Consider the following 15,515-nt stretch of genomic DNA (forward strand, 5'->3'; position numbering starts at 1 on the left):
AGGGAGAGGGCAATGTATCGGTACAGTCTGGGTGACCGGCGATGGCAGTTCGCAACGCTGGCGGAGTTGATGGCCAAGGCCACGCCAGCGCGCTCTGGTGATCGCCTGGCGGGTGTCATCGCGCACACCGCCGAAGAACGGGTGGTGGCCCAGATGGCTCTGGCGGACCTGCCTTTGAAAACCTTTCTGAACGAAGCGCTGATTCCCTACGAGCAGGACGAAGTCACCCGACTGATTTTCGACGATCATGATCCTGTGGCGTTCGAGCCGGTGTCCCATCTGACCGTCGGCGATTTCCGCAACTGGCTTCTCAGCGACCACGCCACTCCGGAGATGCTCGCAAGCATCCGGGCGGGTATCACACCGGAGATGATAGCGGCGGTCTCCAAGATCATGCGCAACCAGGACCTGATCCTGGTGGCGGCAAAGTGCGAGGTGCAGACTGCCTTTCGCAGCACCATCGGCTTGCCGGGGCGAATGTCGACACGGCTCCAACCCAACCATCCAACCGACGACATGACCGGCATCGCCGCCAGCATCCTGGATGGATTGCTTTACGGCAGTGGCGATGCCGTTATCGGGATCAATCCCGCGACTGACAGCGTGTCCCAGAGTGTCCGGCTGTTGCAGATGATGGATGAGGTGATCCGACAATACGAGATTCCGACTCAGTCCTGCGTCCTGACCCATGTTACCAACACCCTGGAAGCCATCGAACAGAAGGCGCCTGTGGATCTGGTATTCCAGTCCATCGGCGGTACCGAGGCGACTAACCGCAGCTTCGGATTTGATCTGGCAACTCTGGCCGAGGCCCGGGATGCGGCGCTATCGCTGAACCGAGGCACCGTGGGCAACAATGTGATGTATTTCGAGACCGGCCAGGGCAGTGCGCTGTCCGCTGATGCCCATCACGGTGTGGACCAGCAGACCTGTGAAGCCCGGGCGTACGCCGTGGCCCGCAAATTCCAGCCGCTTCTGGTGAACACGGTGGTTGGATTCATCGGCCCCGAATACCTGTTTGACGGCAAGGAGATTACCCGGGCCGGTCTGGAAGATCACTTCTGTGGCAAGTTGCTGGGCCTGCCCATGGGGTGTGATATCTGTTACACCAATCATGCCGAGGCCGACCAGAACGACATGGACAACCTGCTCACACTTCTGGGCGTAGCCGGCTGCAATTTCATCATGGGCATACCCGGCTCGGACGATATCATGCTGAACTATCAGACCACGTCGTTTCACGATGCCCTGTATCTGCGACGGGTTCTGGACAAGCGACCGGCGCCGGAGTTCGAACAGTGGCTGACCAGGATGCAGATCTTCGGCGATTCCGAAGGAAAGGTGCCTTCCGAGGGCTTACCGGAGGCGTTCCGGGAGAGTCTGGGCCGGTTGCAGGAGGGGCAGGGCAATGACTGAGCGCAAACCGGTAGTTATTGAGAACCCGTGGCGTCGGCTGTCGGCCTGGACCGATGCCCGGATTGGTCTGGGTCGCGCAGGTGTGAGCCTGCCCACCCGGGAGATGCTGGCGTTTCAGTTGGCTCATGCCCAGGCCAGGGACGCGGTACATCTGCCATTGGACACGGCTGCGTTAATGACGCAACTGGCGGAACTGAGCGAACCAGGAAAATCACTGCTGCCACATCAGCCGGTTCATCTGCACAGTCAGGCCGACGACCGGGTAACCTACCTGCAGCGCCCGGACCTTGGTCGCAGGCTCAGCGCTCAGTCCTGTGAGCAGTTGGATCGGTTGGGCCACACCGGCGACTCGCCCGTCGACCTGGCACTGGTGATCGCAGACGGCCTGTCTTCCTTCGGTGTGCAGCAAAATGCCCTCGGCCTTCTCGATGCGCTACTGACTGATCTTGAAGCCGACGATCAGACCTGGGAACTGGCGCCCCTGATCGTTGTCTCTCAAGGACGGGTTGCGATCGGGGACGATGTGGGGCACCGGCTCAACGCCCGCTGTGTGGTGGTGTTGATTGGCGAACGCCCCGGCCTGAGTTCTCCGGACAGCCTCGGGCTTTACCTGACCTGGGCGCCTGAGCCCGGGCTGACCGACGCCAGCCGGAACTGTATATCGAACATTCGGCCGGCGGGGCTGTCGTGGGCAGAGGCGAGCCGGCGGCTGATGTATCTGCTCAAAGAGGCCGGCCGACAGCAGGTTTCGGGGGTGCCGCTCAAGGATCGCTCGGAAGAGACGGTTATTGATCAGGGCATTGGCAACTTCCTGTTAGGCTAGCGATAACCGTTGAACCATTCAGGGTAGGAGAATTCCCTTGCAGCAAGCCGCGTACTATGAAAACGACACCACCCTCGCCCAGTACCTGGAATTTCACTTTGGCGAACGGTGGCATGGTGAGGCCAACTTTCCCAAGGCCCTGGCCGACGCTGCCATGCATGCGATGGATGGAAGGCCGCTTGAGCGCGCACTGGATATCGGTTGCGCCGTTGGTCGCACCAGCTTCGAGTTGGCCCGGCATTTCCGGCACGTGGACGGCATAGATTTCTCCAACGCCTTCGTTAACAAAGGTCAGGAAGTGGCCCGGGAAAAACGAGTGCGCTATGCCCGTCCGGAAGAAGGTGAGCTGGTGAGCTTTCAGGATCAGAGCCTGGCATCCCTCGGGCTGGAGGAGGCCGCCGACCGTGTGGCTTTTCACCAGGGCGATGCCTGCGATCTGCCATCGCAGTTCGCGGGGTATGATCTGGTGCTCGCGGGCAACCTGATCGATCGGCTGTACCAGCCATCGCTGTTTCTGGAAACCATCCACGAACGGATTAACGAGCTCGGGCTTCTGGTGATTGCCTCACCCTACACCTGGCTGGAGGAATACACGCCCAGGGAACACTGGGTCGGTGGTTTCAAAAAGAATGGTGAGGACTTCTCGACGTTCGACGGTCTGAGGGAAATGCTGGCGCCACATTTCCGCCTGCTGTTCGAGCCCTGGAGCCTGCCGTTTGTTATACGGGAGACGAGAAACAAGTTTCAGCACAGCTTCTCCGAGCTGACCGTCTGGGAGAAGGTAAGTCAGTGAACAGGGAAAGTTTGACGATGGCCTGCCGGCTGTCATCAAACTGTCACCGGAAAAGCCTAACCTGAGATCTCATCAGGACGACATGCATTGTGTTGTGCATCGTGTGAATGCTTTAACCGGGGACTTCCCCGGTTTTTTTATGCCTGAATAAAAGGATCTGACAGGATGAGGACCATTGCGTTTTACAGTCTGAAGGGCGGTGTTGGCAAAACCGCCGCTGCCGTGAACATCGCTTATCTGGCCAGCCAGGCCGGGTATTCGACACTGTTGTGGGATCTGGACCCTCAGGGCGCTTCCAGCTGGTACCTGGCCGGTGCCGACAAGATCAAAGGTCACAAGTTGTCGCAGTTGCTCAAGGGGAAGACGCCCATCGCCGAGTTCATTCACGAAAGCGACTATGAAAACCTGGACTTCATCCCGTCCCACACCAGTTTCCGTAATCTGGATGTCAAACTGGACCAGGAGGATGGCAGTAACCTGATCAAACAGTGGCTGGCACCTCTGTCCGAAGAAACCAGTCTGGTGATACTGGATTGCCCGCCGTCGCTGTCCCGGCTTTCGGAGCAGGTGCTAAAAGCGGCAGACGAGGTGTTTGTGCCGGTGATTCCCACCTGGCTGTCCCTGAATAGCTGGAAACAGCTGGCGGAGTTTGCCAAGGACAAGAAGCTGAAGCCGGGTAAGCTGCACCCGTTTTATTCCATGGCCGATCGGCGCAAAGGGCTGCACCGGGAGCTGATCAATGCCCAGGATGAGATCCTGCCCAAAGGCCTGAAAACCATCATTCCCAATGCCAGCGTGGTGGAGAAAATGGGCGAGGAGGGCACGCCGGTGGAACTGCTCGCGCCCAGCTCCGTGGCTGCCGATGCCTATCGCAGACTGTGGAAAGAGATCAATCGAATGCTCTGAGCACCGGCCAGGGCTTGTTCAGGTTCGCGCCAGTTTGTCCCGCCGCAGGGACCGCTCCAGCCGACGGTTATTCTCGCTTCGTTCCGAGAGCACCTGCTGAACGTACAGAATGTGCTTGCCGGCCAGTTCCCGGGCTTCGTCGGCCCTACCTTCCGTGATGGCCTCGTACAGCATTCGATGCTGTTCCACCAGGCCCTGACGGGTCTCCGCCTCCCTCTGGTACATGCCGCCAATGTTGGTCACCACATTGCTCTTCAGCATGTTGAAGAGGTTGCGAATGGTATGCAGAAGGATCACGTTGTGGCTGGCCTCGGCAATGGCCAGGTGAAAGCGTGCGTCCGCCGCGCCTTCGGCTTCCAGGTCCCGCTCCTTTTCGGTGCTGTAGCAGGCTTGCAGCGCCTCATAGGCGGTTTTCAGGTGGGCGCGGTCCACCTCGGTGGCCCGCAATGCCGCGTAGTAGGCACAGTCCGCTTCCAGGGTGCGTCGGAACTCCAGCAAATCCCGTTGGGCGTCCGGCCGGTTTTCCAGCAAGGGAATCAGCGGGTCACTAAAACTGCCTCCCAGGGACTCGGTAACGTAGTTGCCGCCGCCCTGGCGGCTCACCAGCAGGCCCCTGGCCGTCAGTCGCTGAATGGCCTCGCGCAGCGACGGTCGGGACACGCCGAACTGCTCCGACAACACTCGTTCTGGCGGCAGGCGCTCGCCTGGCTGCAAGGTGCCCTCCAGAATCATGGTTTCCAGCTGTTCAACAATGGTGTCTGCGAGTCTTTTTGGCGCGATCTGTCCGATGGCCATTCCTGATGTACCCGTATCGAAAATTGATTGGTAATACCAATATCACAAGTGACTTTCTCGGCCAAGGGTTAGCCTGAATAAGTCCTTCAAAGTGTGCCTTTTGCACCAAAAACTTTTGACATTGGCGGACATTTTCCCATACCTTGGTTAACTATTGATGTCAATTGGTATTACCAATTTATAAATTGGTCAGTTTGAGAGTGTATTGAGGCACCAGCCAATGAGCGACCTGTTTTACGATGCCGCCCCCAATGCCACCCGTGTAGCCCCGGAGCGGGAGCCGGAGAGGCATTACCCTGAAAAGCCCGAGGCCGTCACCCTGTTTGGCACCTGCGTGGTGGATCTGTTCTTCCCGGAAGCCGGGCTGGACGCCATTCGTCTGCTGGAACGTGAAGGCGTCCGCGTGCATTTCCCCCAGGAGCAGAGCTGCTGCGGGCAGCCTGCCTGGACTTCGGGATACCGGGATGAGGCCAAAGCCGTGGCCCATGCCCAGTTGGAGATCCTGGATCGCTCGGGTCTGCCGGTCGTTGTGCCGTCCGGCTCCTGTGCCGGTATGTTCCGGCATCATTACCGGGCGCTGTTTGCCGACGAGCCGGAAACCCTCAAGCGGGTGGAAGCGCTGGCCGAGCGCACCTTCGAGCTGACCGAGTTCCTGCTGAAAGTTTGCAAGGTGCAACTGTCGGACCGGGGTGCGCCCAGCAAGATCGCCCTGCACACGTCCTGCTCGGCCCGGCGGGAAATGAACACACACCTCCATGCGCGCGAGCTTCTCCAGCAGCTCGAAGGAGTCGAGCGTGTCGACCATGACCATGAGAGTGAATGCTGCGGGTTCGGCGGCACCTTCTCGGTTCGGATGCCGGAAGTCTCGGGTGCCATGGTCAAGGACAAGACGCGCTCACTGATGGATTCCGGCGCGGTGGAAATGGTTACCGCCGATGGCGGCTGCCTGATGAACATCAATGGTTCCCTCGAAAAACAGAAAGAGCGCTTCCGGGGACGGCATCTGGCCAGCTTCCTGTGGGAGCGAATCAATGGCGCCAGCGAAGGGGAGGTGGCATGAGCCAGCGTATTCCGGTGACCGAGCTGACTCCGGACTTCCGGGGCCGTGCCGAAGAAGCCCTGGCGGATGGGCAGCTGCGCAACAATTTCCGGGTGGCCATGGACTCGCTGATGACCAAGCGGGCCAACGCGTTTCCCGATGCCGATGAGCGTGAAGGGCTCCGGGAACTGGGTAACCGGCTCAAGGCCGGGGCCCTGTCGCGGTTGCCGGACCTGCTGGAGCAGCTGGAACAGAAGCTCACTGAAAACGGCGTCAAGGTTCACTGGGCGGAGACCGTCGAGGAAGCCAACGACCTGGTGCACGGCATCATCGAAGCCCGCAAGGGCCGCCAGGTGGTGAAAGGCAAGTCCATGGTCAGTGAAGAGATGGAGATGAACGACTACCTGGCGGAGCGGGGCATCGAATGCCTGGAATCCGACATGGGGGAGTACATTGTCCAGCTCGATAACGAAAAGCCGTCCCACATTATCATGCCGGCGATTCACAAGAATGCCCGGCAGGTGTCCAAACTGTTTCACGACAAGCTGGGGGAGCCGGAGACCGAAGACGTCAATCAGCTGATCCAGATCGGCCGGCGGACCCTGCGTCGGAAATTCATGGATGCGGATGTGGGTGTATCCGGAGTGAACTTCGCCATCGCCGAAACCGGCACCCTGTTGCTGGTGGAAAACGAGGGCAACGGTCGCATGAGCACCACGGCACCGCCCGTGCACATTGCGGTAACGGGCATTGAAAAAGTGGTGCCGAACCTGAGAGACGTGGTGCCGCTGGTGTCGCTGCTGACCCGTTCGGCCCTGGGGCAGCCTATCACCACCTATGTGAACCTGATATCCGGTCCCCGCAAACCGGACGAACTGGACGGCCCGGAGGAAGTGCACCTGGTGCTGCTCGATAACGGCCGTACCGGCGCCTTTGCCGATGCCCAGATGCGTCAGACCCTGAACTGCATCCGCTGTGGTGCCTGTATGAACCACTGCCCGGTTTATACCCGGGTGGGCGGCCACACCTACGGTGAGGTATACCCCGGCCCCATCGGCAAGATCATCACACCGCATATGGCTGGCCTGGACAAGGTGCCAGACCACCCCAGCGCCTCCTCCCTGTGCGGGGCCTGCGGTGAGGTCTGCCCGGTCAAGATTCCGATTCCCGAGCTGCTTCAGCGTTTACGGCAGGAAAATGTGAAGGATCCGGAGCAGCCGCAGCAGGTGAAAGGTGGCGGCGCCAAGTATTCCCGGATGGAGCGCTGGATCTGGCGCGGCTGGCAGATGCTGAATACGCGGCCGGCGCTGTATCGCAGTTTCCTCTGGGCCGCGACCCGCTTCCGGGCGCTGGCTCCGAAAAAGGCCGGCCCCTGGACCGAGAATCACAGTGCACCGGTGCCCGCCCGTCGTTCCCTGCACGATCTTGCGGCTCAACATCTTGACCAGAAGGGAGGCCGGCCATCATGACCGCCCGTGCGAATATCCTTGGTAAATTGAGAAACAGCCTCGCCGGCACGACACCCCGCCCGGACGAGTTCGACGAGGGGCTGGTAACCCGGCCCTGGCGCTACGCGCCGGAAGACCGCGTCGCACGGTTGCGCAGCCTGATGGAGGCGGTCCACACGGAAGTGCACCAGTGCCATTCTGACAGCTGGCCGGACCTGGTGACGCAGCTGCTGAACAAACGCAATCTGCGAAATCTGTTGTGCGCGCCGGGTCTGGACCATGGCCGGGCACTGAAGGCGCACTGCGAGGCCACGGAGCAGACGATCGAATTACTGGCCTACGATCAGCCGGTGGAAGCCTGGAAGGAAGAGCTGTTCTGGAATGTGGATGCCAGCCTGACCGGCACCCTGGGTGGTATTGCTGCCACCGGTACAGTCGTGCTCTGGCCGGATCGCCACGAACCGCGGTTGATGAGTTTGGTACCTCCAGTCCACATTGCCCTGCTCAAGGCCAGCGAGATTCACGACAATCTGTATGACATGATGGTGTCTCAGGACTGGGCAGCCGGGCTGCCCACCAATGTCCTGCTGGTGTCCGGCCCGTCCAAGACCGCGGACATCGAACAGGTGCTGGCTTATGGCGCTCACGGGCCTCGTGAGCTCATCGTGCTGGTTCTGGAGGACCTATGAGCTTTTCCGCAGCCACATTGGCCGATATCCGGCAACGGATTCCGGAAAACCGGGTGTTCAACGATCCGGTGTCCACCCTCGCGTTCGGAACCGACGCCAGTTTCTACCGGCTGATCCCCAAGGTGGTGGTGCGGGTTCAGGAAGAGGCCGAGGTGGTCGATCTTCTGGCGATTGCCCGCAACCACAAGGTGCCGGTGACTTTCCGGGCCGCCGGTACCAGCCTTTCCGGGCAGGCCATCAGCGACTCCATCCTGATTGTCCTTGGCGACCAGTGGAACGGCCACGACATCCGCGCTGAAGGCCGCCAGATTCGCCTGCAGCCGGGTGTGATCGGCGCCCAGGCCAACGCCTGGCTTGCGCCCAGGGGTTACAAGATCGGTCCCGATCCTGCTTCCATCAACGCCTGCAAGATCGGCGGCATTGTTGCCAATAACGCCAGTGGCATGTGCTGTGGCACGGCCCAGAACAGCTACCACACCCTGGCTGGCATGCGCCTGGTGCTGGCAGACGGCGCCGTGCTGGATACCGAGGACCCGGCGAGTGTGGCGGTGTTCCGCGACAGTCATGGCGAGTTGCTGGCGGCCCTGAAAAAACTGGCTATCAATACCCGGGAGAATCCGGAGCTGGCGGAACGTATTCGGCACAAATACCGCCTGAAAAACACCACCGGGTTGTCCCTGAACTCCCTGGTGGACTTTGAGGATCCCGTCGACATTCTCACCCATCTGATGGTGGGCTCCGAAGGCACCCTGGGTTTCGTGAGTGCTGTCACCTACAACACCGTGCCGGAATACCCCGACAAGGCCACGGCGCTGCTGGTGTTCCGCAATGCCGAGACCTGCTGCCGGGCGGCGTCGGCGTTGCGGTCGCAGCCTGTGGCGGCGGTGGAGCTGCTGGATCGCCGCAGCCTTCGCTCGGTGCAGGACAAGCCCGGCCTGCCTGACTGGATTCATGATCTGTCGGAGGATGCCTGCGCGCTGCTGGTGGAGACCCGGGCGCCCTCCTCGGAGAGTCTGGATGAACAACTGGCCCGGATCAGGGCGTCCCTGGCGGATTTTCCGCTTGAGCAACAGGTGGACTTCACCCGCGATGCCAAAGTCTCTGACCAGCTCTGGGCCATCCGCAAAGGGACCTTCCCGGCCGTGGGCGCGGTGCGACCGAACGGTACCACCGTGATCATCGAGGATGTGACCTTCCCGATCGATCAGCTATCTGAGGGTGTTACCCGTCTCCAGGAGCTGTTTGTTAAGCATGGCTATGACGACGCGATCATCTTTGGCCATGCTCTTGAAGGTAACCTGCACTTCGTGTTCCCCCAGGGGTTTGACGACCCCGCGGAAGTCGCCCGCTATGAGGCCTTCATGCAGGATGTGGCGCAGCTGGTGGCGGTGGAGTTTGGTGGTTCGCTGAAGGCGGAACACGGTACCGGCCGGAATATGGCACCGTTTGTGGAGCTGGAGTGGGGGCACGACGCCTGGCAGCTGATGTGGCAGATCAAGCGGCTGCTGGACCCGGAGAATCTGCTCAATCCGGATGTTGTGCTCTCGGAAGACCCGCAGATCCACCTCAAGAATCTGAAGCCCTTGCCCGAGGCCGATCCTCTAGTTGATAAATGCATTGAATGCGGTTTCTGCGAGCCGGTGTGTCCCTCGGAAGGGCTGACCCTCTCGCCACGCCAGCGCATCGTGATCTGGCGGGACATCCAGGCCCGCCGCCGTGCTGGTGAAGACACGGCCGAACTGGAGAAGGCCTACCAGTATCACGGCCTGGATACCTGCGCCGCCACCGGTCTGTGTGCCCAGCGCTGTCCGGTGGGGATCAATACCGGCGACCTGGTGCGCAAGCTGCGCAGTGAAAAGGCCGGCGGCCAGTCCGTGGCCAATCAGTTGGCAAGACACTTTGCCGGCGCGCTGAAAGCCACCCGTTTTGTCCTTGCCAGCGCCTCCATGGCCGAACGGCTGATGGGCGCGCCAATGCTGACCCGTCTCAGTGCGGGCGTCCGAAAGGTGTCCGGAGGCAAGGTCGCCCAATGGGATCCGACTCTGCCCCAACCGGTGCGGTTTGTGTCACCAGCAGCACAGGAGGATCCGGCCGATGGTCGGCCCCGGGTGGTGTATCTGGCCGCCTGTGTGTCCCGGACCATGGGCCCGGCCCGTAGCGATAAGGCGCAGGAGCCGTTGATCAGCGTGACCCGGAGGCTGCTGGAGAAAGGTGGCTACCAGGTGGTGTATCCGGAGGCGCTGGACAGTCTTTGCTGTGGCCAGCCCTTCGCCTCCAAAGGCTATCCGGAGCAGGCCGCCACCAAGAAGGACGAACTGATTTCGGCACTATTGAGGGCTAGCCGCAATGGGGTGGATCCGATCTACTGCGATACCAGTCCCTGCACCCTCCAGATCCGTGAAGCTGCCGAAGAGGCCGGGCTCACACTGTTCGACCCGGTCCGGTTTATTCGGGATCATCTGTACAAGCGACTGGACTTCGAGTCGGAGCAGACCCCCTTGGCGGTGCACGTCACCTGTAGTACCCAGCATCTGGGGGAATCACAAGGTCTTATCGATATCGCTCGCCGCTGCAGTAGTAATGTGGTGATCCCCGAGGGCATCCACTGCTGTGGCTTTGCCGGGGATAAAGGCTTCAACGTGCCCGAGTTAAATGCCCATTCCCTGAAAACCCTGGCTCAACAGACGGCCGGTTGTGAGGAGGGTATCTCCACCAGCCGCACCTGCGAGATCGGCCTTAGCCGACACAGTGGCATCGACTACCACGGTCTGGTGTATCTGGTGGATCGAGTCACCAGGCCGAAAGCCGACGCCTAGGGTCTATTTCATCTCGAAGCCGCATTTGCGCAGGAAATCGCGCATGTGCGGCCGCAGTTTTGAGGTGAACAGCGGCTTGAGCTGCTCGGACCAGGTGGTGTCCTTGTTGCCTCCGGTCCGTTCCCGGTAGTACTCCTTCATGGTGCGATCGAAGCCGGCCACCAGTTCTTCGTCACGGGCATCGGAGTAGTAGTCTTCCCTGAGGATGGCCTCCACCGGCAGTCGGGGTTTCACCTCCGGGTTCTGGTCCGGGTAGCCCAGACACATGCCGAACACCGGATAAACGTGTTCCGGAAGCCTGAGAATCTCGCTGATTTGGGCCGGATTGTTGCGGATGCCACCGATGTAGCACAGCCCAAGCCCTTCGGATTCCGCGGCAATCGCCACGTTCTGGGCCATCAGACTGGTGTCGATGGTGGCAACCAGTAACTGTTCCGTCATCCCTCGCACCACGTCAGCCCCGGCCCGCCCTGCGGCGTCGGTTGAACGCCGCATATCGGCACAGAACACCAGAAAGTCCGAGCAGTCGGCAATATAGCTCTGGCCCCCGGCAAGTTCAGCGATTTTCCGGCGGTTGTCGGGGTTGATCACGTGAATGATCGAATAGGCCTGCACATGATTCGAGGTGGCGGCGCACTGGCCGGCGCGAATCAGTTCCCTGAGCAGGTCAGGCGGGATCTTTTCACCGGTGAATTTGCGGATGGAACGGTGGGATTTGAGCAGTTCTATGGTTGGATTCATGGGGTCTCGCAGTGAGTTCATGGATGTCGCGCCAGTCTGTGACAATTATCATACCAAACGCTACACAGTACTCGCGCATGCGCGGAAGCCAAACTGATACGCTGAAAGATCACACCGTCTAGCCTGGAATGCTTTGCCTTTATGGACCTGAACCTGCATCTGCCAACACTGCTGGTCACTTCGGTCATGATCAACCTCCTGATCGGCGGCATGCTCTGGGCGATCTATCACCTTCGCCATCGGGAGCGCTGTTTTCTGCTCTGGGCCCTCGCCTGCCTGACCTTTGTGTTGGGTACCGCATTCGCAGTGGCCAATGAGTGGCCCGGCGCTCCAGGGGGGCTGATATTCGTCGCCCACCTGTTTCTTGGTGCTTCACCGCTGTTGGTCCTTGCTGGTATCCACGCACTGATGGGGTTGCCAATAGCGGGCAAGAGACGGTCATCCCGTCTTATCCATGGCGCCTTGCTACTCTATCTGTCTGGCCTGGCTGTCAGCGCGGGTTGGGATCCGGTGGTGGCCAGATTCCTGACTGCGCTGTTCTCGGCATTAATCTTCAGCCTGGCGATCTACCGGCTGGGCTCAATTGGGCACAGGCCCAGACTTCCCCTTCGCATTCTGCAAACACTGTTCGGCATCCACGGGACGCTGATGATGACCCAGGTACTGGTGATCGCAGTCTCCATGAGCGGAAGCGTACAGCTGGATCTTCAGGGGCTGCTGAAACTCATGCTGATGAATCACCTGCTGCTGGTGAGTGCCACGGCCATGGCGCTTCCGTTATTGGCGTTCACCCGTTCCGAACAGGCTCTGGTGGTGCTGGCGGAGCGGGATGGGCTTACCCAGCTGTACAATCGCCGGGCGTTCTACCGGGAAGGCGAGCTGGCATTTGAAAAAGCCCGGCGGGCGGGGGACCTTGTCACCGTGCTCATGATCGATTTGGATCACTTCAAGCAGATCAACGACCGCTGGGGGCATGCCACCGGCGATGAGGTATTGAAGGTCGTTGCCAGTCTGATGAGAGCCGAACTCAGGGATGACGACATCGTTGGCCGCGTTGGCGGTGAAGAGTTCGCAGCCGTACTTCGCAACAATAATCGCGAAGCGATCGAGGCGATAACCGGGCGCCTGTTGCAAAGAATCGTTGAGACTGGCCGGGAGGTCCAGGGTGTTCCGGTGCATCTTTCGGCCAGCATCGGTGGTGCGACTCTTACCCGGGACCATTGCTCTTTTGAGGACGTTATGGCGTCGGCGGACAAGGCGCTTTACCGGGCCAAGCACAATGGCCGCAACCGGGCCGAATTTGTTCCGACGTCAGCGGCCGCGAAACTCTGACGGCCGCTTGGCCAGAAACGCCGAAACACCCTCCGCGAAGTCTTCAGTACGGGTCATTTCGAGGAACGCAGCACGTTCCGCTTCCAGATGGTCGGCCAGCCGGCCACCGTTGGCCTGATCGATCAGTTTGCGAAAGGCGCCATAGGCTCGGGTTGGTCCCTGGGCGACTTTGTCGATCATCCGGTTCAGCCGGTTGTCGAATTCGCTGTCGGGGGCAACTTCGTTGACTATGCCCCAGTCCCGGGCTTCAGCAGCGCCCAGTGTGCGTCCGAGCAGCATCAGTTCGGCCGCCCTGCCGGCGCCGACTTTGTGGGCCAGGGCCCAGCTACCGCCGCAGTCCGGAACCGCGCCAATGCCGTTGTAGGCCACCAGGAATTTTGCCTCTTCATCGGCGATCACCAGATCGGCCATCAGGGTGAGACTCAGCCCTGCGCCGGCCGCCACGCCCCTGACTGCGGCAATCACAGGTGCATCCATGCTGCGCAGAAGCAGGATGGCGGGGTTGACGGCGTCCAGGATGGCGCCGATGGCTGCGCCAGCCTGCTCCGACGTGCCCGCCATACTGGATACATCGCCGCCTGCCATAAAGGCTCGCCCCGCGCCTGTCAGAACGATGCAACGAACACCGGAAAGATCTCGTATCTCCCGCACCGCCGCAAGGAAGGCCTCTGCCAGGGGCACATTGATGGCGTTGAGGGCCTTCGGACGATTGAAGGTCAATCTGGCGACCCCTGTTCCGGCATCAAATGCGGTGGTTACCAGTGAATCTGCCATGGTCACATGCCCTCCCGGTAATGCAGGTCTCACGGTCAGAAACCTGCGTACTGATTTCGTGGTCTTTGGGATAACAAGATAGAGCGGTTTGCCTAATGTTGCCCGAATGGACTACTTTAAATCTGAATCGGGGTTCACCCCGACGACAAGAAAAAACAAAAAATACAATCATCTTCGGGCGTGGGATGGGTACTGTCAGGGCGTGATCGCGTGCCTGTGTGCCCGGCGCCAGGGGTGCCGGGAGGAAGTTTGAGCATCCTTGAAATCAGTAACCTGTCTCTGTCATTTGGTGGCGTGAAGGCGCTGCAGGACGTGAGTTTCCGGGTGCCTGAGAACACCGTAACCACTATTATCGGCCCTAACGGCGCTGGCAAGACGTCGCTGTTCAACTGCATCTCCGGGTTCTACAAACCCCAGCAGGGCACGATTCACTATCAGGGGCAGTCACTGCCGGGCAGCATCAAGCCACCGAAGCGAGCCGCAATGGGGCTGGCCCGAACCTTCCAGAACATTGCCCTGTTCCGGGGCATGACCGTGCTCGACAACATCAAGCTGGGCGCCCACGTGCATATGAAGAGCGGTCTGCTCAGTGCCCTGGCCTATTTCGGCCCGGCCCGACGCGAGGAAATGGCCGTTCGTAAAGACGTGGAAGAGCGGATCATCGATTTCCTGGAGATAGACCACATTCGCCGCCAGCCAGTGGCGAGCCTTTCCTACGGTCTTCAAAAGCGCGTTGAGCTGGCTCGGGCGCTGGCCATGCAGCCGAAAGTGCTGATGCTGGATGAGCCGGTGGCGGGCATGAACCGGGAAGAAAAGGAAGACATGGCCCGCTTTATTCTCGACATCCGGGAAGAGTGGGGTGTCACCGTGCTGATGGTGGAACACGACATGGGTATGGTGATGGATATTTCCGACCACATCGCGGTGCTCAACTTTGGCCAGGTCATCACCGAAGGCCTGCCAGCGGACGTACAGAACAACCCCGAGGTGATCAAGGCCTACCTGGGTAATAGCGATATCGAGAGCCTGCGCAAGAAGCTCAACGCCGAGGGGGAGGCCGCCTGATGGATTGGTTGTTCTTCGGCGAAATCAGCCTGGCGGGCCTGGCCATGGGCGGCCTGTATGCCCTGATCGCTCTGGGTTTCGTGATCATCTATAAAGCCACGAGGGTCATCAATTTCGCCATCGGCGAAATCATGATGTTCGCGGCCTACCTGTTTCTGGCATTCGCCGGCGGCATGGAGCTGTCGCCCTGGATTGCCCTGCCTATGGCGGTTATCGGCGGCAGTATTCTCGGCGGTGTGATAGAGAAAACCATGATCCGGCCGATGCTGGGGGAATCGCCGATTTCCGTGGTGATGGTCACCATCGGTATTGCCAGCATTCTGGTGGGTCTGGTGGAGTTTATCTGGACCGCTGATCCGCAACTGCTGCCCAACTTCCTGCCCCGGGAGCCGGTGTTTATCGGGGAACTGTATCTGGCACCCAAGATCGCTTACGGCTTTCTCATTGGTTCCGCCCTACTGATCATTTACCTGCTGTATTTCCGGTTCTCCCGGGGTGGTGTAGCCCTGCGAGCCACCGCCTCGGATCAGGCGGCAGCCTATTCCATGGGCATCAACGTGCGCCGGGTCTTCAACATGGCCTGGGTGTTCGGTTCTCTGGCGGCATCACTGGCCGGTGTACTGGTGGCGGCCACTGGTGGGCTTAGCCCGCAATTCGGGATCATCGGCCTGAGTGTACTGGTGGTGGTGATCGTAGGCGGCCTGGACAGCATTCTCGGCGCCCTGGTAGCCGGCGTATTCATCGGCTGGCTGGAAACCGTGGCGGGCGCCTATCTGGGCGGCGAGTACCGGATGCCGGCAACTTTCCTGGTGCTGGCGATTATCCTGGTGATCCGCCCCTACGGCCTGTTCGGCACCCACGAAATAGAGCGAGTGTAA

At 60.3% G+C, this 15,515-nt stretch carries 14 protein-coding genes; 11 read left to right on the forward strand and 3 right to left on the reverse strand.

From position 1 onward, the window contains the following. Positions 1-12: 12 nt before the first annotated feature. From NUW46_RS01840 to NUW46_RS01855, 4 genes are all read left to right on the forward strand, one after another. Positions 13-1,416 carry an ethanolamine ammonia-lyase subunit EutB gene (locus tag NUW46_RS01840; RefSeq protein ID WP_418141248.1) on the forward strand — a complete coding sequence of 468 codons (1,404 nt, stop codon included), beginning with the start codon at positions 13-15 and terminating at the stop codon, positions 1,414-1,416. Further along, positions 1,409-2,239 (forward strand): ethanolamine ammonia-lyase subunit EutC, encoded by an 831-nt coding sequence (gene eutC / locus NUW46_RS01845; RefSeq protein WP_418141249.1) that lies wholly within the window; start codon positions 1,409-1,411, stop codon positions 2,237-2,239. Before NUW46_RS01840 ends, eutC begins: the two co-directional genes overlap by 8 nt. A gap of 37 nt (positions 2,240-2,276) precedes the next feature. Then, entirely contained in the window at positions 2,277-3,032 is a 756-nt protein-coding gene (locus tag NUW46_RS01850; protein ID WP_069182719.1) for a putative 4-mercaptohistidine N1-methyltransferase, read from the forward strand. 165 nt (positions 3,033-3,197) lie between these two features. Further along, positions 3,198-3,938 (forward strand): ParA family protein, encoded by a 741-nt coding sequence (locus NUW46_RS01855; RefSeq protein WP_209399169.1) that lies wholly within the window; start codon positions 3,198-3,200, stop codon positions 3,936-3,938. A gap of 18 nt (positions 3,939-3,956) precedes the next feature. On the opposite strand, the gene NUW46_RS01860 is transcribed toward NUW46_RS01855, so the two are convergent. Further along, positions 3,957-4,733 carry a GntR family transcriptional regulator gene (locus tag NUW46_RS01860; protein WP_069182721.1) on the reverse strand — a complete coding sequence of 259 codons (777 nt, stop codon included), beginning with the start codon at positions 4,731-4,733 and terminating at the stop codon, positions 3,957-3,959. A gap of 220 nt (positions 4,734-4,953) precedes the next feature. On the opposite strand from NUW46_RS01860, the gene NUW46_RS01865 reads away from it, so the two are divergent. Genes NUW46_RS01865 through NUW46_RS01880 form a run of 4 tightly spaced genes read left to right on the forward strand, consistent with a single transcriptional unit; the run spans position 4,954 to position 10,725 of the window. Beyond that, positions 4,954-5,793, forward strand: a complete 840-nt coding sequence (locus NUW46_RS01865) for a (Fe-S)-binding protein (protein WP_418141250.1) — start codon at positions 4,954-4,956, stop codon at positions 5,791-5,793. Continuing rightward, entirely contained in the window at positions 5,790-7,241 is a 1,452-nt protein-coding gene (locus tag NUW46_RS01870) for a LutB/LldF family L-lactate oxidation iron-sulfur protein (RefSeq protein WP_418141251.1), read from the forward strand. Before NUW46_RS01865 ends, NUW46_RS01870 begins: the two co-directional genes overlap by 4 nt. Continuing rightward, positions 7,238-7,909 (forward strand): LutC/YkgG family protein, encoded by a 672-nt coding sequence (locus NUW46_RS01875; protein ID WP_222465979.1) that lies wholly within the window; start codon positions 7,238-7,240, stop codon positions 7,907-7,909. Before NUW46_RS01870 ends, NUW46_RS01875 begins: the two co-directional genes overlap by 4 nt. Next, positions 7,906-10,725 carry an FAD-binding and (Fe-S)-binding domain-containing protein gene (locus NUW46_RS01880; protein WP_418141252.1) on the forward strand — a complete coding sequence of 940 codons (2,820 nt, stop codon included), beginning with the start codon at positions 7,906-7,908 and terminating at the stop codon, positions 10,723-10,725. Before NUW46_RS01875 ends, NUW46_RS01880 begins: the two co-directional genes overlap by 4 nt. 3 nt (positions 10,726-10,728) lie before the next feature. Here NUW46_RS01880 and nfsA read toward each other — a convergent pair whose 3' ends face one another. Then, positions 10,729-11,466, reverse strand: a complete 738-nt coding sequence (gene nfsA, locus NUW46_RS01885) for an oxygen-insensitive NADPH nitroreductase (RefSeq protein ID WP_418141253.1) — start codon at positions 11,464-11,466, stop codon at positions 10,729-10,731. Positions 11,467-11,607: 141 nt separating this feature from the next. On the opposite strand from nfsA, the gene NUW46_RS01890 reads away from it, so the two are divergent. Next, entirely contained in the window at positions 11,608-12,798 is a 1,191-nt protein-coding gene (locus tag NUW46_RS01890) for a diguanylate cyclase (RefSeq protein WP_418141254.1), read from the forward strand. Here NUW46_RS01890 and NUW46_RS01895 read toward each other — a convergent pair. Further along, on the reverse strand, positions 12,778-13,572 hold the full coding sequence (locus NUW46_RS01895; RefSeq protein WP_418141255.1) for an enoyl-CoA hydratase/isomerase family protein: 795 nt from the start codon (positions 13,570-13,572) through the stop codon (positions 12,778-12,780). The two genes, NUW46_RS01890 and NUW46_RS01895, sit on opposite strands and share 21 nt — an antisense overlap. A 249-nt stretch (positions 13,573-13,821) precedes the next feature. Here NUW46_RS01895 and NUW46_RS01900 point away from each other — a divergent pair, with 249 nt between their 5' ends. Together NUW46_RS01900 and NUW46_RS01905 are read left to right on the forward strand one after the other, a co-directional pair. Continuing rightward, positions 13,822-14,637, forward strand: a complete 816-nt coding sequence (locus tag NUW46_RS01900; protein WP_418141256.1) for an ABC transporter ATP-binding protein — start codon at positions 13,822-13,824, stop codon at positions 14,635-14,637. Further along, the gene (locus NUW46_RS01905) at positions 14,637-15,515 is read left to right on the forward strand and encodes a branched-chain amino acid ABC transporter permease (protein WP_064229120.1); all 879 of its coding nucleotides are present in this window, start codon (positions 14,637-14,639) and stop codon (positions 15,513-15,515) included. Before NUW46_RS01900 ends, NUW46_RS01905 begins: the two co-directional genes overlap by 1 nt.

The sequence above is a fragment of the Marinobacter sp. MA genome (assembly GCF_048298425.1).
GTDB classification, from domain to species: domain Bacteria; phylum Pseudomonadota; class Gammaproteobacteria; order Pseudomonadales; family Oleiphilaceae; genus Marinobacter; species Marinobacter salsuginis.

Excerpts from the sequence above, each read along its gene's own strand:
- NUW46_RS01880 (WP_418141252.1), top strand. The coding sequence starts at position 7,906 with ATGAGCTTTTCCGCAGCCACATTGGCCGATATCCGGCAACGGATTCCG.
- nfsA (WP_418141253.1), bottom strand. The coding sequence starts at position 11,466 with ATGAATCCAACCATAGAACTGCTCAAATCCCACCGTTCCATCCGCAAA.
- eutC (WP_418141249.1), top strand. The coding sequence starts at position 1,409 with ATGACTGAGCGCAAACCGGTAGTTATTGAGAACCCGTGGCGTCGGCTG.
- NUW46_RS01860 (WP_069182721.1), bottom strand. The coding sequence starts at position 4,733 with ATGGCCATCGGACAGATCGCGCCAAAAAGACTCGCAGACACCATTGTT.
- NUW46_RS01870 (WP_418141251.1), top strand. The coding sequence starts at position 5,790 with ATGAGCCAGCGTATTCCGGTGACCGAGCTGACTCCGGACTTCCGGGGC.
- NUW46_RS01865 (WP_418141250.1), top strand. The coding sequence starts at position 4,954 with ATGAGCGACCTGTTTTACGATGCCGCCCCCAATGCCACCCGTGTAGCC.
- NUW46_RS01890 (WP_418141254.1), top strand. The coding sequence starts at position 11,608 with ATGGACCTGAACCTGCATCTGCCAACACTGCTGGTCACTTCGGTCATG.
- NUW46_RS01895 (WP_418141255.1), bottom strand. The coding sequence starts at position 13,572 with ATGGCAGATTCACTGGTAACCACCGCATTTGATGCCGGAACAGGGGTC.
- NUW46_RS01905 (WP_064229120.1), top strand. The coding sequence starts at position 14,637 with ATGGATTGGTTGTTCTTCGGCGAAATCAGCCTGGCGGGCCTGGCCATG.
- NUW46_RS01840 (WP_418141248.1), top strand. The coding sequence starts at position 13 with ATGTATCGGTACAGTCTGGGTGACCGGCGATGGCAGTTCGCAACGCTG.
- NUW46_RS01875 (WP_222465979.1), top strand. The coding sequence starts at position 7,238 with ATGACCGCCCGTGCGAATATCCTTGGTAAATTGAGAAACAGCCTCGCC.
- NUW46_RS01855 (WP_209399169.1), top strand. The coding sequence starts at position 3,198 with ATGAGGACCATTGCGTTTTACAGTCTGAAGGGCGGTGTTGGCAAAACC.